This window comes from Chryseobacterium tructae, assembly GCF_030409875.1.
In the GTDB taxonomy this organism is placed as follows: Bacteria; Bacteroidota; Bacteroidia; order Flavobacteriales; family Weeksellaceae; genus Chryseobacterium; species Chryseobacterium tructae.
Genome location: NZ_JAUFQR010000001.1, coordinates 4,053,642 through 4,070,115, shown reverse-complemented (window position 1 = coordinate 4,070,115; position 16,474 = coordinate 4,053,642). Strand labels below are relative to the sequence as shown.

The following is a 16,474-nucleotide window of genomic DNA, read 5'->3' as shown; positions in this document are numbered from 1 at the left end:
AATGATGAATAGTGAATTGTTAATAGCAGAACAGCTATTCTCGTTTATTACTCATCATTTATCGTTTATATCATAAGAATAGGCACAAAAAAATTATGAATTATTTTTTAACGTATACAGTGTATGTCCTCATTTTATCCGTATTAATGGGGATTTCAACATGGAAGTTGTTTAAAAAAATGGGGTATAGCCCTTTATTTGCATTTATACCTTTCTATAACTATTTCATTATCCTGAAAGAAACGAAACATCCGAAATGGTGGGCAATCCTTTCCTATCTTCCGATTGTAGGCCCCATCATGATGTCTGTTTTCCATCTTTATTTAGTGAAGAAGTTCGGAAAAACCCTTTTCAAGGATCAGATTCTTACTGTGATTCTTCCGTTCATCTATATGGCAACTATCAACTATTCTAAAGAGGTAGAACTGGAAGATGAAAATGCTAATGATCTGTATCTTACAGATGAAGAAAAAGAGGCTAAAAAGAAAGATACATTTTTGGGATCTATTACTTTCGCCGTAGTATTTGCAACCATTATCCACGTTTTTGTAACACAGCCGTTCGGAATTCCTACAGGTTCCATGGAAAGAACATTATTGGTAGGAGATTTCCTTTTCGTAAATAAATGGAGCTATGGATATAGACTTCCAATGCGTCCTTTGGCAATACCTTTCCTTCAGGGAACGATTATGGATACAGGACAGAAAGGAAATCCAAAAGATGATCCTAAATCTTATGTAGACGGAGTAAAATTACCATATACAAGAATCCTGCAATTCAATAAACCACAGAAAAATGATGTAGTTGTTTTCAACTATCCTCAGGATTCAGTGCATGCTGCTATCGATAGAAAAGATCCTTATGTAAAAAGATGCGTAGCGACTGCCGGAGATACTTTTGAAATGAGAGCCGGAAGACTTTTCGTGAATGGAAAGCCGGAAGTTGTTTTAGGAGATCAGGAAGTACAACACAGATATATTGTAACCACTGACAGCCAGTTAGACATTCCTACATTATATAAAGCTTACGGATTTTTACCGGTACAGGAAATACAGCAGAACAACGGCGGATTTATTTATGGCTTCCAAGGTCTAACGGATAAAATTGCTAAAGATATCAAAGAACTTCCTCACGTGGTTGACATGAAAGAAGATGTTTCTGTGAAAGGAGAAGCTGCAATCGCTTATAGAGATGATGCCAGAACAAAAATTGATACAACACAGTCTATATTTCCAGTAAATAAGCCATGGAATCAGGACTGGTATGGCCCTGTAAGAATTCCTAAGAAGGGTGATGTGGTAGCCATCAACAATGAAACGCTTCCAATGTTCCAGTGGATTATTTCCGAATATGAGCATAACAGCTTAGAGAAAAAGAACGGAAAGATCTTTATCAACGGAAAAGAAGCCAATCAATATACAATCCAGCAAGATTATTATATGATGGTTGGGGATAACAGAGATGCTTCATTAGATGCAAGATTTTTTGGTTTCGTTCCGGAAGAAAATATCGTTGGAAAACCAATGTTTACATGGATGAGTCTTCAAGGAGCTTTTGCAGACAGCAGTTCTACATATCAGGCACCATTCAAGATCCGTTGGGACAGAATGTTTAAGGCAACCAATACAGGAGAAGCTAATAAAACTTCATACTGGTGGATTGCCGCAATGATTTTAATATTATTCTTCGGTTGGGAGTATTTTGTGAAATTATTCAAAAAGAAAAAAACAGAAGACGAGTTATAAATAAAATTAAACTTAAAATAGAATGAAGTATTTGAAAAAATACTTCATTTTTGTATTATGAATATGAAGAATGTTTTATTGCCGGTATTTTATATGCCACCGGTTTCATGGTTTTCAGTGTTTTTAAATGCTGAAAGCGAAGTTGTATTTGAACAGTTTGAAAACTTTCCAAAGCAAACCTATAGAAACAGAGCGAATATCTATGGAGCCAACGGAAAATTATCTTTGATTATCCCTATTAATCATAATGGGAAAAGAGAATTTAAAGATATTGAGATTTCTTACAGAGAAGACTGGAGAACACTTCACTGGAAATCTATTCAAACAGCATATCAGAGTTCACCTTATTTCGAGTACTATGAAGATAAATTCAGAAAGATCTTTGATTTGAAAGAAAAGTTTCTTTTGGATTTTAACCTTAAAGGGTTAGAAATCATCCAACAGATATTAAAAACAGAAAAGGCACACTCTTTGAATGAAGAATATATCAAAAATCCAGAAGGAATCAATTTCAGAGAGAAATTTTCTGCAAAACTTCCTTCAGAGTTTGAAATGGAAAGCTATTACCAAACTTTCTCAGACAAATTAGGATTTTTGGAAGATTTATCGGTTGTGGATCTTATTTGTAACAAAGGCCCAGAATCACTTGTTTACATAAAAAATATAAAACATTAATATAAAATCGTCACGATCAGAATTTCATTGCAAATAAAAACAGATGACGATTGCATATGACTTTAAAACAAATATCAGTATATGAAAAAGGTATTATTAGCTGCAGTTTTTTTGACCGGTTTTGGATTCTCTTTTGCACAGGAATCAAAAGCTAAAAGTATTGACCCGAATGAAGATAAAAATCTGATGATGTGGTATCATAAAGATTTTGCAACTTCAAAAATATATGGAGTTAATACTGAAAATGCATATAAATATTTAGAGTCAAAAGGATTAAAACCTAAAACAGTAATCGTTGGAGTTTTAGATAGTGGTGTACAGGTAGATCATCCGGGATTGGTGAAAAATATGTGGACTAACCCCAATGAAATACCTGGAAATGGAAAGGATGATGATGGAAACGGATATATCGATGATATTCACGGATGGAACTTTATAGGAGGGAAAAACGGTGATATAGACATCGATAATATGGAAGTGACAAGAGTTGTTGCCAAATACAAGCCTCTCTTTGAAGGGGATGATTCTGCAAAGAACAAAGCTAATCAAGCTAAAATGCCTGAGGAGTTTGCGATGTATATGAAAGCGAAGGATCTTTTCACAAAGAAGAGTGTTGAGGCTCAGCAAAACTTCAGAACCTATTCTATGATTAATGAGCTGGTTCCAACTATGGTTAAACTATTGGGTGGGAAATCAGTGACTGCAGAAAATCTTGCAGCGATTAAGAAACCTGCGGATCAAAAGGAAGCAATTGCTTTGGAAATCTTAGGACAGGTTTCTCAAAGTCCGGATTTTAAAGGAGTTTCTGCAACAGATTTCGAAAATAAAATGAAAAAGGATATGAAAGAAGCTATCGATCATTATGCACCGGCAGCAAAACAATATGATCTTTCATATGATCCAAGAAAAGAAATTGTAGGAGATAACTATGACGACTATTCTGAAAAGAATTACGGAAACAATCACTACGAAGGGCCTGATGCAGAACACGGAACTCACGTTGCCGGAATCATTGCAGGACTCCCACAAGGAAAAGAAATACAGCATGGTATTGCCTCAAGAGTAGCTAAAATTATGACGGTAAGAGCTGTTCCTAATGGTGATGAAAGAGATAAAGATGTGGCTAATGCAATAAAATATGCCGTAGATAATGGAGCTAAAATTCTGAATATGAGTTTTGGTAAACCTGTTTCTCCAGGTAAGAATGTGGTTTGGGATGCCTTCAAATATGCTGAAGACAAAGGAGTACTTTTAGTGAAAGCAGCCGGTAATGAAAATGAAGATGTAGCAGAACACCTGGCATATCCTACCAATTATAAAAATGTGAATGATGAAAAACCATTTGTCAATAACGTAGTAGTAGTAGGGGCAAGTACAAATGACAACAATGCGCTTAGAGCAAGCTTCTCCAACTTCAATAAGAAAATGGTAGATGTTTTTGCTCCGGGAGAAAGAATCTATTCAACAGTTAAAGGAAGTAAGTATGAGTATTTAGATGGAACATCTATGGCTTCTCCGGTAGTATCAGGAGCAGCAGCAGTTCTGTTGGCTTATATGCCCGAGCTAAAGCCAGACCAGATCATTGAATCGTTGAAGAAATCAAGTAATTTGAGTACAGCCAACGGTTTTACAGACTATTCTGCAGCAGGAGGAGTGATTGATGTGAAAAAAGCAGCAGAATATGCTTATAATAACTTTTATAAAGGAAGTAAAACGCCTGTTGTAAAAAAAGCAACAAAAGCAGTTAAAAAATAATTATTCATAAATGATTATGATATCCGTTTTATCAATATGGAGTACAGTGCTCTAGCGGTTAGAGCGTGATTGCATACTGTTTTGTTATTTTCAAAAAAATAGTTAAAATATTCATTTTTAAATAGCTAATAAAAAAGTCCGAAATTTTTCGGACTTTTTTATTTTTTAAATACAATTTTGGCACGGTTTTTTGTAACTTTATTGTAACAAAATAATAAACAACAAAATGAAAAAGTTACTACTTGCAGGGATGTTAGGAACATCACTTTTTGCAGTGTCTTGTTCCTCTGTGAATAAAGCAGCTACATCTCAAAATCAAAGAGCTGATTTTCTTAAATTAAAAGGAGATTGGCAGATTGTGAGCATAGACTACGATAAAGGGTATAAAATTAAGCCTTTTGACGAAGGTGCAGATGCACAGTGCTTCGTAGGAAGTCATTGGAGATTAATTCCTAACAACTGGACAGGGGCTTATACTCTGAACGGAGGCGGAAGCTGCCCGGCAATTACACAGCCTATCAAGTTTGAAATAAAAAACGGTGATACATTTATGTTTAAGAAAGTTCTTGCAGGTACAAAAGCAAAACAGAATACTGCGGGGTATACTTTATCGGTAATCAACCAAAACACAGATCAGTTTTCACTTCAGCAAGACGTTCCATTTGAAGGCGGAAATGTAAAAGTTGTTTACAATTTCGAAAGAACTGGAATGAAATAATTAAATAACATAAAAGATAAAAAAAATGAAATTTACTAAAACATACGTAGGAGCTCTTTTCTTGTCATCAGCATTATTATTGACAAGTTGTGAAGCAGTTCAAAATTCAAATCACCAACAAAGAGGTACTGCTGTAGGAGTTGCTTCAGGTGCTGTACTAGGTGGTATCCTTGGAAATAATGTAGGAAGAGGTGGTAACGGTGCTATTGGTGCTGTATTAGGTGGTATTATCGGAGGTGTTGCAGGTAACGTTATCGGTAACAAAATGGATAAGCAGGCAAAAGATATTAAAGAAACTTTACCAGGTGCTCAGGTTGAAAGAGTAGGAGACGGTATTAAAGTGACGATGAATGAAAGTATCGTAAACTTTGCTTTCGACTCTTCAAACCTTACTTCTGTTGCTCAAAATAATTTAGATAAATTAGCTAAAGTATTGGTTGATAATCCAGATACCAATATCAATATCTATGGTCACACAGACAGCGTAGGTAAAGATGCTTATAACGTGGCGCTTTCTCAAAGAAGAGCAGATGCTGTAAAGGCTTATTTAGTAGGAAAAGGATTGGCAGGAAGCAGAATGTTCACTAAAGGTGAAGGTAAAAATATGCCGGTTGCTAGCAACGATACAGACGAAGGAAGAGCTAAAAACAGAAGAGTTGAATTCGCTATTACTGCAAATGAAAAAATGATTAATGATGCCAAGCAAGGGCAGTAATTAATTTAATATATAAATATTTTCGTAAAAGACCGCCCCGGCGGTTTTTTTTGTATTTTTATACCTGTCAATTTTTAATTTATTATTTTTGTAATCGAAATAACGTAAATGAAGAAATATTTAAAACTACTTCGAGTAGAGCAATGGGTAAAAAACCTTTTTGTATTTGTGCCCCTATTTTTCTCTGGTAATATTACCAATTTGGATTTACTTACCAAAAGTATCTTTGCTTTTATCATTTTCTCTTTTGCTGCAAGTGTTGTTTATATTCTTAATGATTATAATGATATTGACGCAGATAGGCAACATCCTGAAAAAAGAAAACGTCCTTTGGCAAGTGGTGCCATTTCAAAATCTACAGCAATAGGAATTCTGATTGGGCTTGTAATTGCAGATATTGCTTTTGTAGGCTTTGCTCAAATGTATTTTCATCAGCCACTATGGAAATTTGCTACCATTATTGCTTTTTATGTGGTGATGAACCTTGCATACACATTCAGACTCAAACATGTCCCAATTATTGACATTTTTATTATTGCTATAGGATTTGTACTTCGTGTTCTGGCAGGCGGTTACATTACAGGAATTAGTATCTCACAATGGGCGATCTTACTGACTTTTGTACTGGCACTGGTACTCGCTATCGGAAAAAGGAGAGGAGAGCTTATCAATGCTCAGGTTTCTGGAAAAACAAGAAAAGCTTTGGATGGGTATAATGTACAATTTGCAGATATTGCTTTATCTATTTCTATTACACTGGCTATTGTTTGTTATCTGATGTTTACCCTTTCACCGGAAGTTCAGGCAAGATTCCATGAAAGAGTATTTTATACAGTAGTTTTCGTTGTATTTGCTCTTTTAAGATATCTTCAGCAGACATTAGTGTACAATAGAACAGAATCTCCCACAAAAATTGTGTACAGAGACCGTTATATACAGGTTACTTTATTACTTTGGGTGGCCACATTTTTAATTCAAATTTACTTTAAGAAATGAAGCCAAATTTCACACAGAAAGTTACAAACTGGGGTAACTACCCGGTTGTAGAAAAAGAAATGAGATCTGAAGACAGCTTCAAAAACATAAAAGAATTCGTACTCAATCACAATGAAGTTATTGCAAGAGGAAACGGAAGATGTTATGGAGATGCTTCATTGGGGGAATCCATATTTTCCACCAAGAAATTAAATAAATTCATCAGTTTCGACCGTTTGAACGGGATTATAGAATGCGAATCCGGAGTATTGCTTTCGGATGTGCTTGAAATATCAGTTCCGCAAGGATATTTCCTGTACGTAACTCCGGGAACAAAGTTTGTTTCCATAGGTGGAGCTATTGCTTCAGATGTACACGGGAAGAACCACCATGCAGAAGGCTGTTTTTCAGAATATGTATTGGAATTCAAGCTGATGGTGGAAAACGGAGAGATCATTACCTGTTCAAGAGAAGAAAATGCAGAAAAGTTCTGGGCTACTATTGGTGGTATGGGACTTACAGGAATCATTCTGACTGCAAAATTTAAACTTAAAAATATAGAATCTGCTTATATCCGTCAGGAAAGTATCAAAGCAGAGAATCTTGATGAAATCTTTAAACTGTTTGACGAAAGTGAAAGCTGGACGTATACCGTAGCCTGGATCGATTGTCTTCAGAAAGGAAATAATATAGGAAGGAGTATTCTGATGAGAGGAGAGCATGCTTTCCAGCACGAATTGCCTCAGAATATGGCCAAATCACCTTTACGATTAAAGGGTAAATTACAGCCTACTATTCCGTTCTACTTTCCGGGATTCGTATTAAATGCTTTGACAGTAAAGATTTTCAACTGGCTCTATTATAAAAAACAATCTAAGAAAGAAGTAAAAAGCTTTATCGATTACGAAACGTTTTTCTATCCTTTAGATGCCATAAATGAGTGGAATAAAATCTATGGAAAATCTGGTTTTATACAATACCAAATGGTGATTCCAAAAGAAGCAGGAAAAGAAGGAATGAAAAGAATTCTTGAAACGATTGCCAAAAGTGGTAATGGTTCGTTCTTGGCAGTTTTAAAACTTTTTGGAAAAAACAATCCGGAAGCTTACAATTCTTTCCCTGTGGAAGGGTATACATTGGCATTGGATTTTAAAGTAAATTCAAAACTGAAAAAGCTGGTGGATCAGCTTGATAGTATTGTTCAGGAGTTTGGAGGAAGGATTTATTTGACTAAAGATAGTATGAGCAGATCTTCATTAACCAATTACCTGAAAAACATTCGAAGTCCTAAATTTGTGTCTTTACAGCACAAAAGAATCTTAAACAACAATTCATAATGATAGTCCTGGGAAGTACATCTGAAGTAGCACAGGCTTTTGTGGAAAAAGCACTTCAGGAAGGAGAAAAGTTTGAAAAAATCTATCTTTTTACCTCAAATAAAGAAACGACAGAAAGATTTGCAAAACATATTGATGTGAAATTTCTACAACAGTCTGAAGTAATAGAATTAGATCTGATGAAAGAAATAGATTACAACAGATTTGATTATATCAATTCAAATGTATTATTTGTGCCGTAGGATATTTGGGTGAAGGGACGGAGGAAGGATTGTATGATAACAAGAATACAGAACGTATTATTAATATCAATTATTCTAAACTGATTCCGGTAATGAACTATTTTGCTCATAAATTTGAAAACAGAAGGTCTGGAACGATCATCGGACTTTCATCAGTAGCAGGAGATCGTGGAAGACAGAGTAATTTTATTTATGGAAGTGCAAAAGCTGCTTTTACAGCTTACCTGAGTGGACTTAGAAATTACCTTTTCAGTAAAAAAGTACATGTATTGACGGTAAAACCTGGATTTATGGCAACTAAAATGACAGAAGGTCTGCCTTTAAATCCAAAATTAACGGCTACTCCTAAACAGGCAGCAGCTTGTATTTATAAAGCGTTCAAAAAACAAAAGAACGTGGCATATGTTTTGCCGATTTGGAATATTATTATGATGATTATCAGGAATATCCCTGAGTTTATATTTAAAAAGTTAAAGCTTTAAAAAATGAAAAAATTGTATTGTTTTGATTTTGACGGAACCCTAACGTATAAAGATACTATGTTTATGTATCTTAAATTCTACGACTCTACAAAATATAGAATACAATTTTTAAGACATGTACCGCTTTTTATTTTGCTGAAGCTGAAGCTGGCAGAAACGGAAAAAGTAAAGAAAAGTTTTATCGGATCCATTTTAAAAGGACAGACTCAGGAAAAAATAGAATTGAAATCCAAACAGTTTTTTGAATTGCATTATCCTAAAATTGTAAGGGAAAATGCCCTGGATTTTATTCAAAATATCGATAGGAATAATACACAAAGTTTATTAGTAACAGCCTCTTTAGATATCTGGGTAAAACCTTTTGCCGAGGTATTGAAAATGCAACTCGTTTCTACCAAAGCCGAGTTCAAGAACGGTATTTTCACAGGAAACTTCATCGGAAAAAATTGCAACGGGAAAGAAAAACTGGTGAGAATAAAGGAAGAAATCCACGATTCTAGGTATGATAAAATTATTGCATTTGGTGATACATCCGGAGATAAGCCAATGTTGAAATGGGCAAATGAGGGACATTACCAATTTTTTCACTAATTTTGGGTGATAAAAGTGTAAAAAATGAAAAGTTTGTTAATTGCATGTACAGCTATCCTGATGAGCTGCGCAAGTACAACATCATCCTCACAAAAAACGTCTGAGATGCAGCAAAAAGCAGAACTTCTGGTGTCTAATTCTCAGGGAGGAACTGAGCAGCCTGGCTTTAGGATCATAAAAGATGAAAAAGAATATGTTGCTCTGGGAAAAAGTGATTTTGAACTTGTAGAAGAAGGGAAAGCTCCTGCAACTAACTATCCAAAGTTTCCAAAAGATAAAAAGGTTGTTTTATACAATCTGGGAAGCTTCAGATCAGGCAGCCACACTATTAATGAAATTAAAGGGGTGTCTGTAAAGAACAATATTTTATATGTAGAAGTGCCGGGTAGAGAGTCTACTCCTGGAGGCATGGAAATTCAGGTTCTTTCCAACCCTTGGTTTATTTTTACTGTTCCCACAGATTACCAGTTTACCTCCGTAGAATTAAAATATTCAAAATAACAATGGATAAAATATATTTAGATAATGCCGCAACCACTCCGCTTGCAGAAGAAGTTATAGATGCAATGGTTGGTACGATGAAGATGAACTTCGGAAACCCGTCTTCAACTCATAGCTTTGGGCAGGAAGCCAAAATCCTTATTGAAAATGTAAGAAGACAGGTTGCAGACTATCTTCATGTAACTCCTGCTGAAATCATTTTCACTTCTTGTGGAACAGAATCCAATAATATGATTATCAAATCCTCGGTAGAGCATCTTGGAGTAGAAAGAATCATCAGTTCACCTTTGGAACATAAATGTGTTTCTGAAAGTATTCTGGATATGAAAGCGAGAAAAGGAGTAGAAGTAAATTATATCCGCCCTAATGAAAAAGGAGATATTGATCTTAATAAATTAGAGGAGTTATTAAAATCTTCAGATAAAAAAACATTGGTAAGCTTAATGCATGCCAACAACGAAATAGGAAATCTTATTGGTCTTAAAAAGGTAGCTGTGCTTTGTAAAGAGCATAATGCTCTTTCCATTCAGATACGGTGCAAACGATGGCTCATATGCAGCTTGATTTATCTGATATCCCGGTAGATTTTGCTTCTTGCAGTGCCCATAAATTTCATGGACCTAAAGGCTCCGGCTTTGCTTTCATCAGAAAGGCAACAGGATTGAAAGGAATCATTACAGGAGGACCTCAGGAAAGAAGCCTTAGAGCAGGAACTGAGAATGTTTGTGGTATTGTAGGACTAGGAAAAGCATTGGAGCTTGCTTTGAATAATATAGAGGAATATACCAACTATATGCAAGATATTAAAGACTATGCTATCGAAAGGCTATCTGCTGAAATTGAGGGGATAAAATTCAATGGAAGAAGTGCTGAAAAGGAAAATAGTCTTTATACGGTATTAAGTGCTTTATTGCCTTATAAAAACCCATTAATTGGTCTTCAGTTGGATATGAAAGGAATTGCAATTTCTCAGGGAAGTGCATGCTCTTCTGGTGCATCTAAACCTTCTATGGTGATGATGATGGTTCTTTCTGAAGATGAAATGGATCATTGTACACCATTGCGTATCTCTTTCAGTCACTTAACGACAAAAGCGGATATAGACGCATTGGTGAATGCTTTAAAAGAGATTTCAAAAGACTATGCTATAGAAAAAACTAATGTTGAGCATAGATAGTCTTATGATGTAAAAATCGTAATTTTGAACATTCAATAAAGAATTGAAAACAAGAAAATAATATTAATTAAAATAAAAGAAACAAAAAATGGCTTTAGAAATTACGGACAGCTCATTCCAGGATACGGTTTTAAAATCAGATAAACCCGTTTTAGTAGACTTTTGGGCAGTATGGTGTGGACCTTGCAGAACTTTAGGACCAATCATCGAAGAAGTAGCATCAGATTTTGAAGGAAAAGCGGTAGTAGGGAAAGTGGATGTAGACAACAACCAAGAGATTTCAATGCAGTATGGTATTAGAAATATCCCTACAGTTCTTATTTTTAAGAACGGAGAAGTAGTAGATAAATTAGTAGGTGTAGCTCCAAAAGAGGTAATCGCTGAAAAATTAAGCGCTCACTTATAAAAAAATAAGTTTGATAATGAATGCCTTCCACGATTGGGAGGCATTTTTTTAAAAATAATTTGCAGGTAATAAAAAAAGGTGTAATTTTGCAACCACGAAAAAGAAACGAAGTTCTTTAACAAAAAACAATGATCCGGTAGTTCAGCTGGTTAGAATGCCGCCCTGTCACGGCGGAGGTCGCGGGTTCGAGTCCCGTCCGGATCGCAAAAAGTTTTTCAATTGCTTTTAAAAAAAATTGATCCGGTAGTTCAGCTGGTTAGAATGCCGCCCTGTCACGGCGGAGGTCGCGGGTTCGAGTCCCGTCCGGATCGCAGAAGTTTTTCTCAATTTCTTTTTTTAAAAAAATTGATCCGGTAGTTCAGCTGGTTAGAATGCCGCCCTGTCACGGCGGAGGTCGCGGGTTCGAGTCCCGTCCGGATCGCAGAAGTTTTTCTCAATTTCTTTTTTTAAAAAAATTGATCCGGTAGTTCAGCTGGTTAGAATGCCGCCCTGTCACGGCGGAGGTCGCGGGTTCGAGTCCCGTCCGGATCGCAGAAGTTTTCTCAATTTCTTTTTAAAAAAATTGATCCGGTAGTTCAGCTGGTTAGAATGCCGCCCTGTCACGGCGGAGGTCGCGGGTTCGAGTCCCGTCCGGATCGCAGAAGTTTTCTCAATTTCTTTTTAAAAAAATTGATCCGGTAGTTCAGCTGGTTAGAATGCCGCCCTGTCACGGCGGAGGTCGCGGGTTCGAGTCCCGTCCGGATCGCAAAAAGTCTTCTAGAAATAGAAGACTTTTTTTTGTTTATACAAACTCAGGAGTTGCTCGTGTATAAAATGAATAAGGATTGGTTTCCGGAGTTTGCTTTAAAACCATTACTACAAACAATATTCTATTCTCTTTAGCTTTATATAAGTGTGATTTTTTATGATGGATAATTTATTCATATAAATAAAATTCTATAAATAGATGAAAATCTATTAAAAGAAGATAAGATGAAAATTAAAAACATCAAAATACTTCAAACAATTAAAGAAGGAAAAGTGATTTACTGTAAAGAGTGTAACAAGTCATAATAGTATTATGTAAAAACCCGGTTCTGTTTTCAGAACCGGGTTTTTATTTTACTTACATGATGTATTGATTGGATTATTAAGATAGTCTTTCCCTTGTGGAGGTTGTACAAAGTAAGGGGTGCCATAGGTATTTCCGGGACGGAAAAAATCGGTGGAGATTACTTGAGCACCACTACTAAAAGCTGCTTTAGAACGGCTGAAATCATTGGCTTTGGCTTCATAAGTTTCAATGTCTGATCTTGTTCTTACGATATACCCCTGTTTTACCAGATCCTGGATCTCTTTTTGTCTTACAATAGCGTTATCCCGCAATATGAAACCTGCGAAAGAATCCTCAGGTTCACTGTTCAAAAACATGACTCGTTCTTTTAATGAACCATCAATAAGATAGGGATTGTTTTTAGAAGATAAGGTACCTGCACTTCCGGGTAATAACATGAAGATGAACTTTCCTTTACTCTCATTCAATTTAGGCCAGTTATTATGGGTTACCGCTTCTTTTAAGGTATTGTATTTCCCTTGAACCTCTTTGGGAGTAATGATCTTATCTTTTCCTAAATATTTTATGATTTCAGCGTCCAGATCATCATAAGCCTTTTTATCGAATGGTAAAACCTTTGTACTGTTTTCAAGAATAGGGAATCCGGAATCTTTAGCTTCAATCATCATAAAGACTGGAGTGTGCCCAGGGTGTTGGTCCGACCATGTTTTAAGAGCTGCTAAGGCGTCTTTTAACGTAGGATAATGGGTTCTGAAATCAATATCCGCCATATGTAATACTTTAAATCCAGGCTGATCCAATCTTTTGGTGTTGAAGGGTGCTAAATCTGTTACTCCTTTTGCTTTTAAAATTTCATAAGTAGCAGGATGACTGAATCTGTTGCCTTCCGGATCATAATAAACATCTATTTCGAGACCACGAAGATTAGCATTAAGCTGCTCTGTAAAATCTGGATGGTTGTAGTTTAGTCCTTCTTTGATCTCCATTCCGTATGGATGATATTCTTTAAACTTAGCTTTCTGTTCTTCAGACATCATGCTGTCATATTTTTGCATCATTTTGTTAATGATAGGACTTACCATATCCAACACTTTGCGATCTGCCGGTTGAGCATATGAATTATGTGTTCCTACAATCTGCAGTTGATTGATTGCGGGATTCTGACATTGATTTTGTGCCTGTAATAATGCTGTCATACAAAACGCAGCCCCGTATATATACTTTTTCATAGATAAATAAATTTTTAATTAGAAGTTATAAGTGAATCCTAGCTGCCCGCGCATTCCTGAGTAGGAAATATTCTCTACACGGTCTTTTGTTCCCATATAATAGCGGTTAGGTTCATTGAAAATATTATTAAGTTCTAAAAACACTCGAACCTTCTTTGAAATGCTGTAAGAGGTAGAAAGATCCACAGTGAAGTTTTTATCGAAATATTGATAGTGATCTGCGCCTGCAGCAGCTCTGATCTCGCTTACATAATTTCCTTTATAGTTCCCGGCTACCCGAAGCATCAGTTTATTGGTTTCATAAAACAGGATGGTATTGAAAATATGTTTGGCCTGATTAGGAATAGTAGTGGACATCGTTCCTGTCTGCTGGCCATTTTCATAGATGGGCATATTCATTTTAGAGGAGATGTAAGTGTAATTTCCTTCAAACCCTAAATTCTTCAAAAATCCAGGGAGATTTTCAAAACGTTTGGAGACCCCCAATTCAAAACCGAATAATTTTGCTCCTTCCAGATTTTTAGGAGCAGTGAAGGTATAAGTTCTGCCGCCGATATCTGCTACTGACTGATCTTTATAAATGAGGTTGGTAATGTCTTTGTAAAATACTCCCGCTGTAATCAGATCCAGTTTTCCAAAGTAATTTTCAAACATAAGATCAAAGTTGTTGGAAATGTAGGATCCAGTTTCGTATTCCCCTGAGTGATGGTATTGGTGATATCATTTACAATGGTTCCCGGGTTCAGATCATTGAAGTCTGGCCTTGCAAAAGAGCGGGTGTAGGCAAGCCTTAGAATGCGGTCATTGCTGATATTCCATTTCAAGTTCACCATAGGAAGCAGAATGTTGTAGGTTTTGGTATCTTTAATATCTTCTGTTTTATTATCCTTGTCCGAAACCACTTTCTTGCCCCAAAATGTAATATCATTATATTCATTTCTGAAACCTCCCAATACCTGAAGCTGATCAGTCACTTTCCAGGTTCCCATCACGTAAGCTGCCCATACATTTTCCGTTCCACGATAAGAACTGGTGATATTAGAACTGCTGTCTTTGCTGCTTACCTGCATGAGACCTAGCCGATTCTGTGTAGCTGGGTTGTACATCTGATCAATCTGTCCGTTGGTAATCTGATCAATGATCGCCGAATTGTAAGGATTCCCAAGAGGATTCATAAAACCTCCTCTGTATGGAAATGCTTCACGATTAAGCTGATTCAGATAGGTGACTGGATTTCCGGGAATTCCAAGAGAAGATTTAGGCATCCATACCAGTAAAGAACTGTCTACGTTTTTGTTTTTATTGTTATATTTTGTCCCAAATTTAAGCTCAAAGGTATCAGATACTTTATATTTTAAATCTACCTGTCCTCTTAAGTCTGTTTCGCTATTGTGATTTTGGCTGAGAATAATTTGATTTAATTTTAATTGATCGGCTGCTATTGCCTGTTGATGAGAAGGCAGAGTATAACGTCCGGTATCTCCAATGCCATCAGGAGCATCCATAGCCATGTATTTTCTTCCATCAGCAGAAAGATTGCCATAGGTCATAGGCTGTACAAAATTAACCATTGGATATCCTCTTTCATTTTTGTCAAGGTTTTCCGGAGAATTGAATCTAAACTCTGAACGGGCTTTAGATAATGACCAATTCACCTCCAAACGCTGTCCTACCTGATGATTTCCACCCAGTTGCATAGAATAAAGATCTGTAAGATAATCTGCATGACGAGCCTGAAGGGTTACATTTTTATTATCAAAATTAAAATAGGTTTCCCTTACAGATTGTCCGTCCTTATATTGGCTGTATAAGCCTTTAAAGTATAGTTTATTCCTGCTGTTTATCTCATAATCCAGCCCTAAATTGAATCCAAGTGTTCTTCGGTTAGCCAGATAATCGCGAAGCTGCAGTTGATTGATAGAGTAGGAGGCTGTTTTGTCTTTCAATCCATAATTGAAAATATTTCTCATCTGATCAATAGCCGTAGAACGTTCCCATATTACCGCAGAAGAGATGAATTTTAGTTTATTGGTAATCTTGTTTCCGTAAACAATAGAAGAATTGTAGGTTGGTGATTTAGACATATTGACGTATCCGGAAGACATGCTTATGGCTAAGGTTTCTTTATTGGGAGATGTTTTGGTAATAAAATCTACATTCCCGCCAATAGCATCTCCATCCAAATCCGGAGTCAATGCTTTGGATAAGCGGACGTTCTGAATAAGTTCCGAAGGAAAGATATCCATTTGCACACCACGATTCGCATTGTCACCGCTCGCGCTGGGCATTCTGTTGCCATTTAAAGTAGAAGCTGTCCATTGTATAGGTGTTCCTCTTACTGCAACAAAGCGTCCTTCTCCCATATCACGCTCAATGGATACTCCTTGCATACGCTGTACCGCATCGGCTGCATTACGATCCGGAAGTTTTCCAATGGCATCAGCAGAAAGTACCTCTGTGATGGTATTGGAATTCTTTTTCATGGTGATGGCTCTTGCTTGTGAAGCTTTGTATACACTGGTAACAACCACTTCCTGAATACTGTTTTCTTTAAGTTTAGTTCCAAATTTAACCAACCCAAAGTCAACTTCCTTTTTGTCTATTACGTTGAAAGGAATGTAGATGGTATCATACCCTTTGTATTCTACGACAAGTTTATAATTGCCATCATAAACAGTATTCAGAACAAAGGATCCATCTGTATTGGAAGTAACCTTTTGTCCACTGTTTTCAATATATACCAGTGCATTAGGAAGGTTTCCTTGGTTGTCTACTACGGTTCCATGAACTGAGGTTTGTGCAAAGGCCAATGGGCCCAAAAGAAAAAATGCGGCTTTTGTTAGAAAAAGACTTTCTCGTGACATCTTAGTGA

11 protein-coding genes, 6 tRNA genes and 3 pseudogenes are annotated in these 16,474 nt (G+C 36.3%); 18 read left to right on the top strand and 2 right to left on the bottom strand.

Annotation, left to right across the window (positions count from 1 at the left end):
• Nucleotides 1-95: 95 nt before the first annotated feature.
• The 18 genes and pseudogenes from lepB (at nt 96) to QWZ06_RS20060 (ending at nt 12,064) form a co-directional block, all read left to right on the top strand.
• Nucleotides 96-1,745, top strand: coding sequence for a signal peptidase I (gene lepB, locus QWZ06_RS20145; protein WP_290300787.1), 1,650 nt, complete (start codon nt 96-98; stop codon nt 1,743-1,745).
• Between the two features lie 57 nt (nt 1,746-1,802).
• Nucleotides 1,803-2,420 carry a WbqC family protein gene (locus tag QWZ06_RS20140; protein WP_378170927.1) on the top strand — a complete coding sequence of 206 codons (618 nt, stop codon included), beginning with the start codon at nt 1,803-1,805 and terminating at the stop codon, nt 2,418-2,420.
• A gap of 81 nt (nt 2,421-2,501) precedes the next feature.
• Nucleotides 2,502-4,175 carry a S8 family serine peptidase gene (locus QWZ06_RS20135; protein WP_290300783.1) on the top strand — a complete coding sequence of 558 codons (1,674 nt, stop codon included), beginning with the start codon at nt 2,502-2,504 and terminating at the stop codon, nt 4,173-4,175.
• A gap of 226 nt (nt 4,176-4,401) precedes the next feature.
• The gene (locus QWZ06_RS20130) at nt 4,402-4,893 is read left to right on the top strand and encodes a lipocalin family protein (RefSeq protein ID WP_290300781.1); all 492 of its coding nucleotides are present in this window, start codon (nt 4,402-4,404) and stop codon (nt 4,891-4,893) included.
• 25 nt (nt 4,894-4,918) lie between these two features.
• Entirely contained in the window at nt 4,919-5,608 is a 690-nt protein-coding gene (locus QWZ06_RS20125; protein ID WP_290300780.1) for a YiaD family glycine zipper/OmpA-like lipoprotein, read from the top strand.
• A gap of 108 nt (nt 5,609-5,716) precedes the next feature.
• On the top strand, nt 5,717-6,604 hold the full coding sequence (locus tag QWZ06_RS20120) for a decaprenyl-phosphate phosphoribosyltransferase (protein ID WP_290300779.1): 888 nt from the start codon (nt 5,717-5,719) through the stop codon (nt 6,602-6,604).
• On the top strand, nt 6,601-7,920 hold the full coding sequence (locus tag QWZ06_RS20115; protein ID WP_290300778.1) for an FAD-binding oxidoreductase: 1,320 nt from the start codon (nt 6,601-6,603) through the stop codon (nt 7,918-7,920). Before QWZ06_RS20120 ends, QWZ06_RS20115 begins: the two co-directional genes overlap by 4 nt.
• Nucleotides 7,920-8,644, top strand: a pseudogene (locus tag QWZ06_RS20110) (SDR family NAD(P)-dependent oxidoreductase). The gene QWZ06_RS20115 and the pseudogene QWZ06_RS20110 overlap by 1 nt, the downstream one beginning before the upstream one ends.
• Nucleotides 8,645-8,647: 3 nt before the next feature.
• A complete protein-coding gene (locus QWZ06_RS20105; protein WP_290300777.1) occupies nt 8,648-9,235 on the top strand; it encodes an HAD family hydrolase in 588 nt (195 codons plus the stop codon).
• 24 nt (nt 9,236-9,259) lie between these two features.
• The gene (locus QWZ06_RS20100; RefSeq protein WP_290300776.1) at nt 9,260-9,736 is read left to right on the top strand and encodes a hypothetical protein; all 477 of its coding nucleotides are present in this window, start codon (nt 9,260-9,262) and stop codon (nt 9,734-9,736) included.
• A 2-nt stretch (nt 9,737-9,738) separates the two neighbouring features.
• A pseudogene (locus QWZ06_RS20095) lies at nt 9,739-10,913 on the top strand (cysteine desulfurase family protein).
• 88 nt (nt 10,914-11,001) lie between these two features.
• A complete protein-coding gene (gene trxA / locus QWZ06_RS20090; protein WP_027374941.1) occupies nt 11,002-11,319 on the top strand; it encodes a thioredoxin in 318 nt (105 codons plus the stop codon).
• A 130-nt stretch (nt 11,320-11,449) separates the two neighbouring features.
• Nucleotides 11,450-11,523: transfer RNA gene (locus QWZ06_RS20085), tRNA-Asp, on the top strand.
• A gap of 33 nt (nt 11,524-11,556) precedes the next feature.
• Nucleotides 11,557-11,630 (top strand) — tRNA-Asp (locus tag QWZ06_RS20080).
• A gap of 36 nt (nt 11,631-11,666) precedes the next feature.
• A tRNA-Asp gene (locus QWZ06_RS20075) sits at nt 11,667-11,740 on the top strand.
• Between the two features lie 36 nt (nt 11,741-11,776).
• Nucleotides 11,777-11,850: transfer RNA gene (locus QWZ06_RS20070), tRNA-Asp, on the top strand.
• Between the two features lie 33 nt (nt 11,851-11,883).
• Nucleotides 11,884-11,957: transfer RNA gene (locus tag QWZ06_RS20065), tRNA-Asp, on the top strand.
• Nucleotides 11,958-11,990: 33 nt separating this feature from the next.
• Nucleotides 11,991-12,064: transfer RNA gene (locus QWZ06_RS20060), tRNA-Asp, on the top strand.
• A 356-nt stretch (nt 12,065-12,420) separates the two neighbouring features.
• On the opposite strand, the gene QWZ06_RS20055 is transcribed toward QWZ06_RS20060, so the two are convergent.
• Both QWZ06_RS20055 and QWZ06_RS20050 read right to left on the bottom strand, forming a co-directional pair.
• Nucleotides 12,421-13,602, bottom strand: a complete 1,182-nt coding sequence (locus QWZ06_RS20055; RefSeq protein WP_290300771.1) for a phosphatidylinositol-specific phospholipase C domain-containing protein — start codon at nt 13,600-13,602, stop codon at nt 12,421-12,423.
• Nucleotides 13,603-13,620: 18 nt separating this feature from the next.
• Nucleotides 13,621-16,466, bottom strand: a pseudogene (locus QWZ06_RS20050) (TonB-dependent receptor).
• Nucleotides 16,467-16,474: the final 8 nt, after the last annotated feature.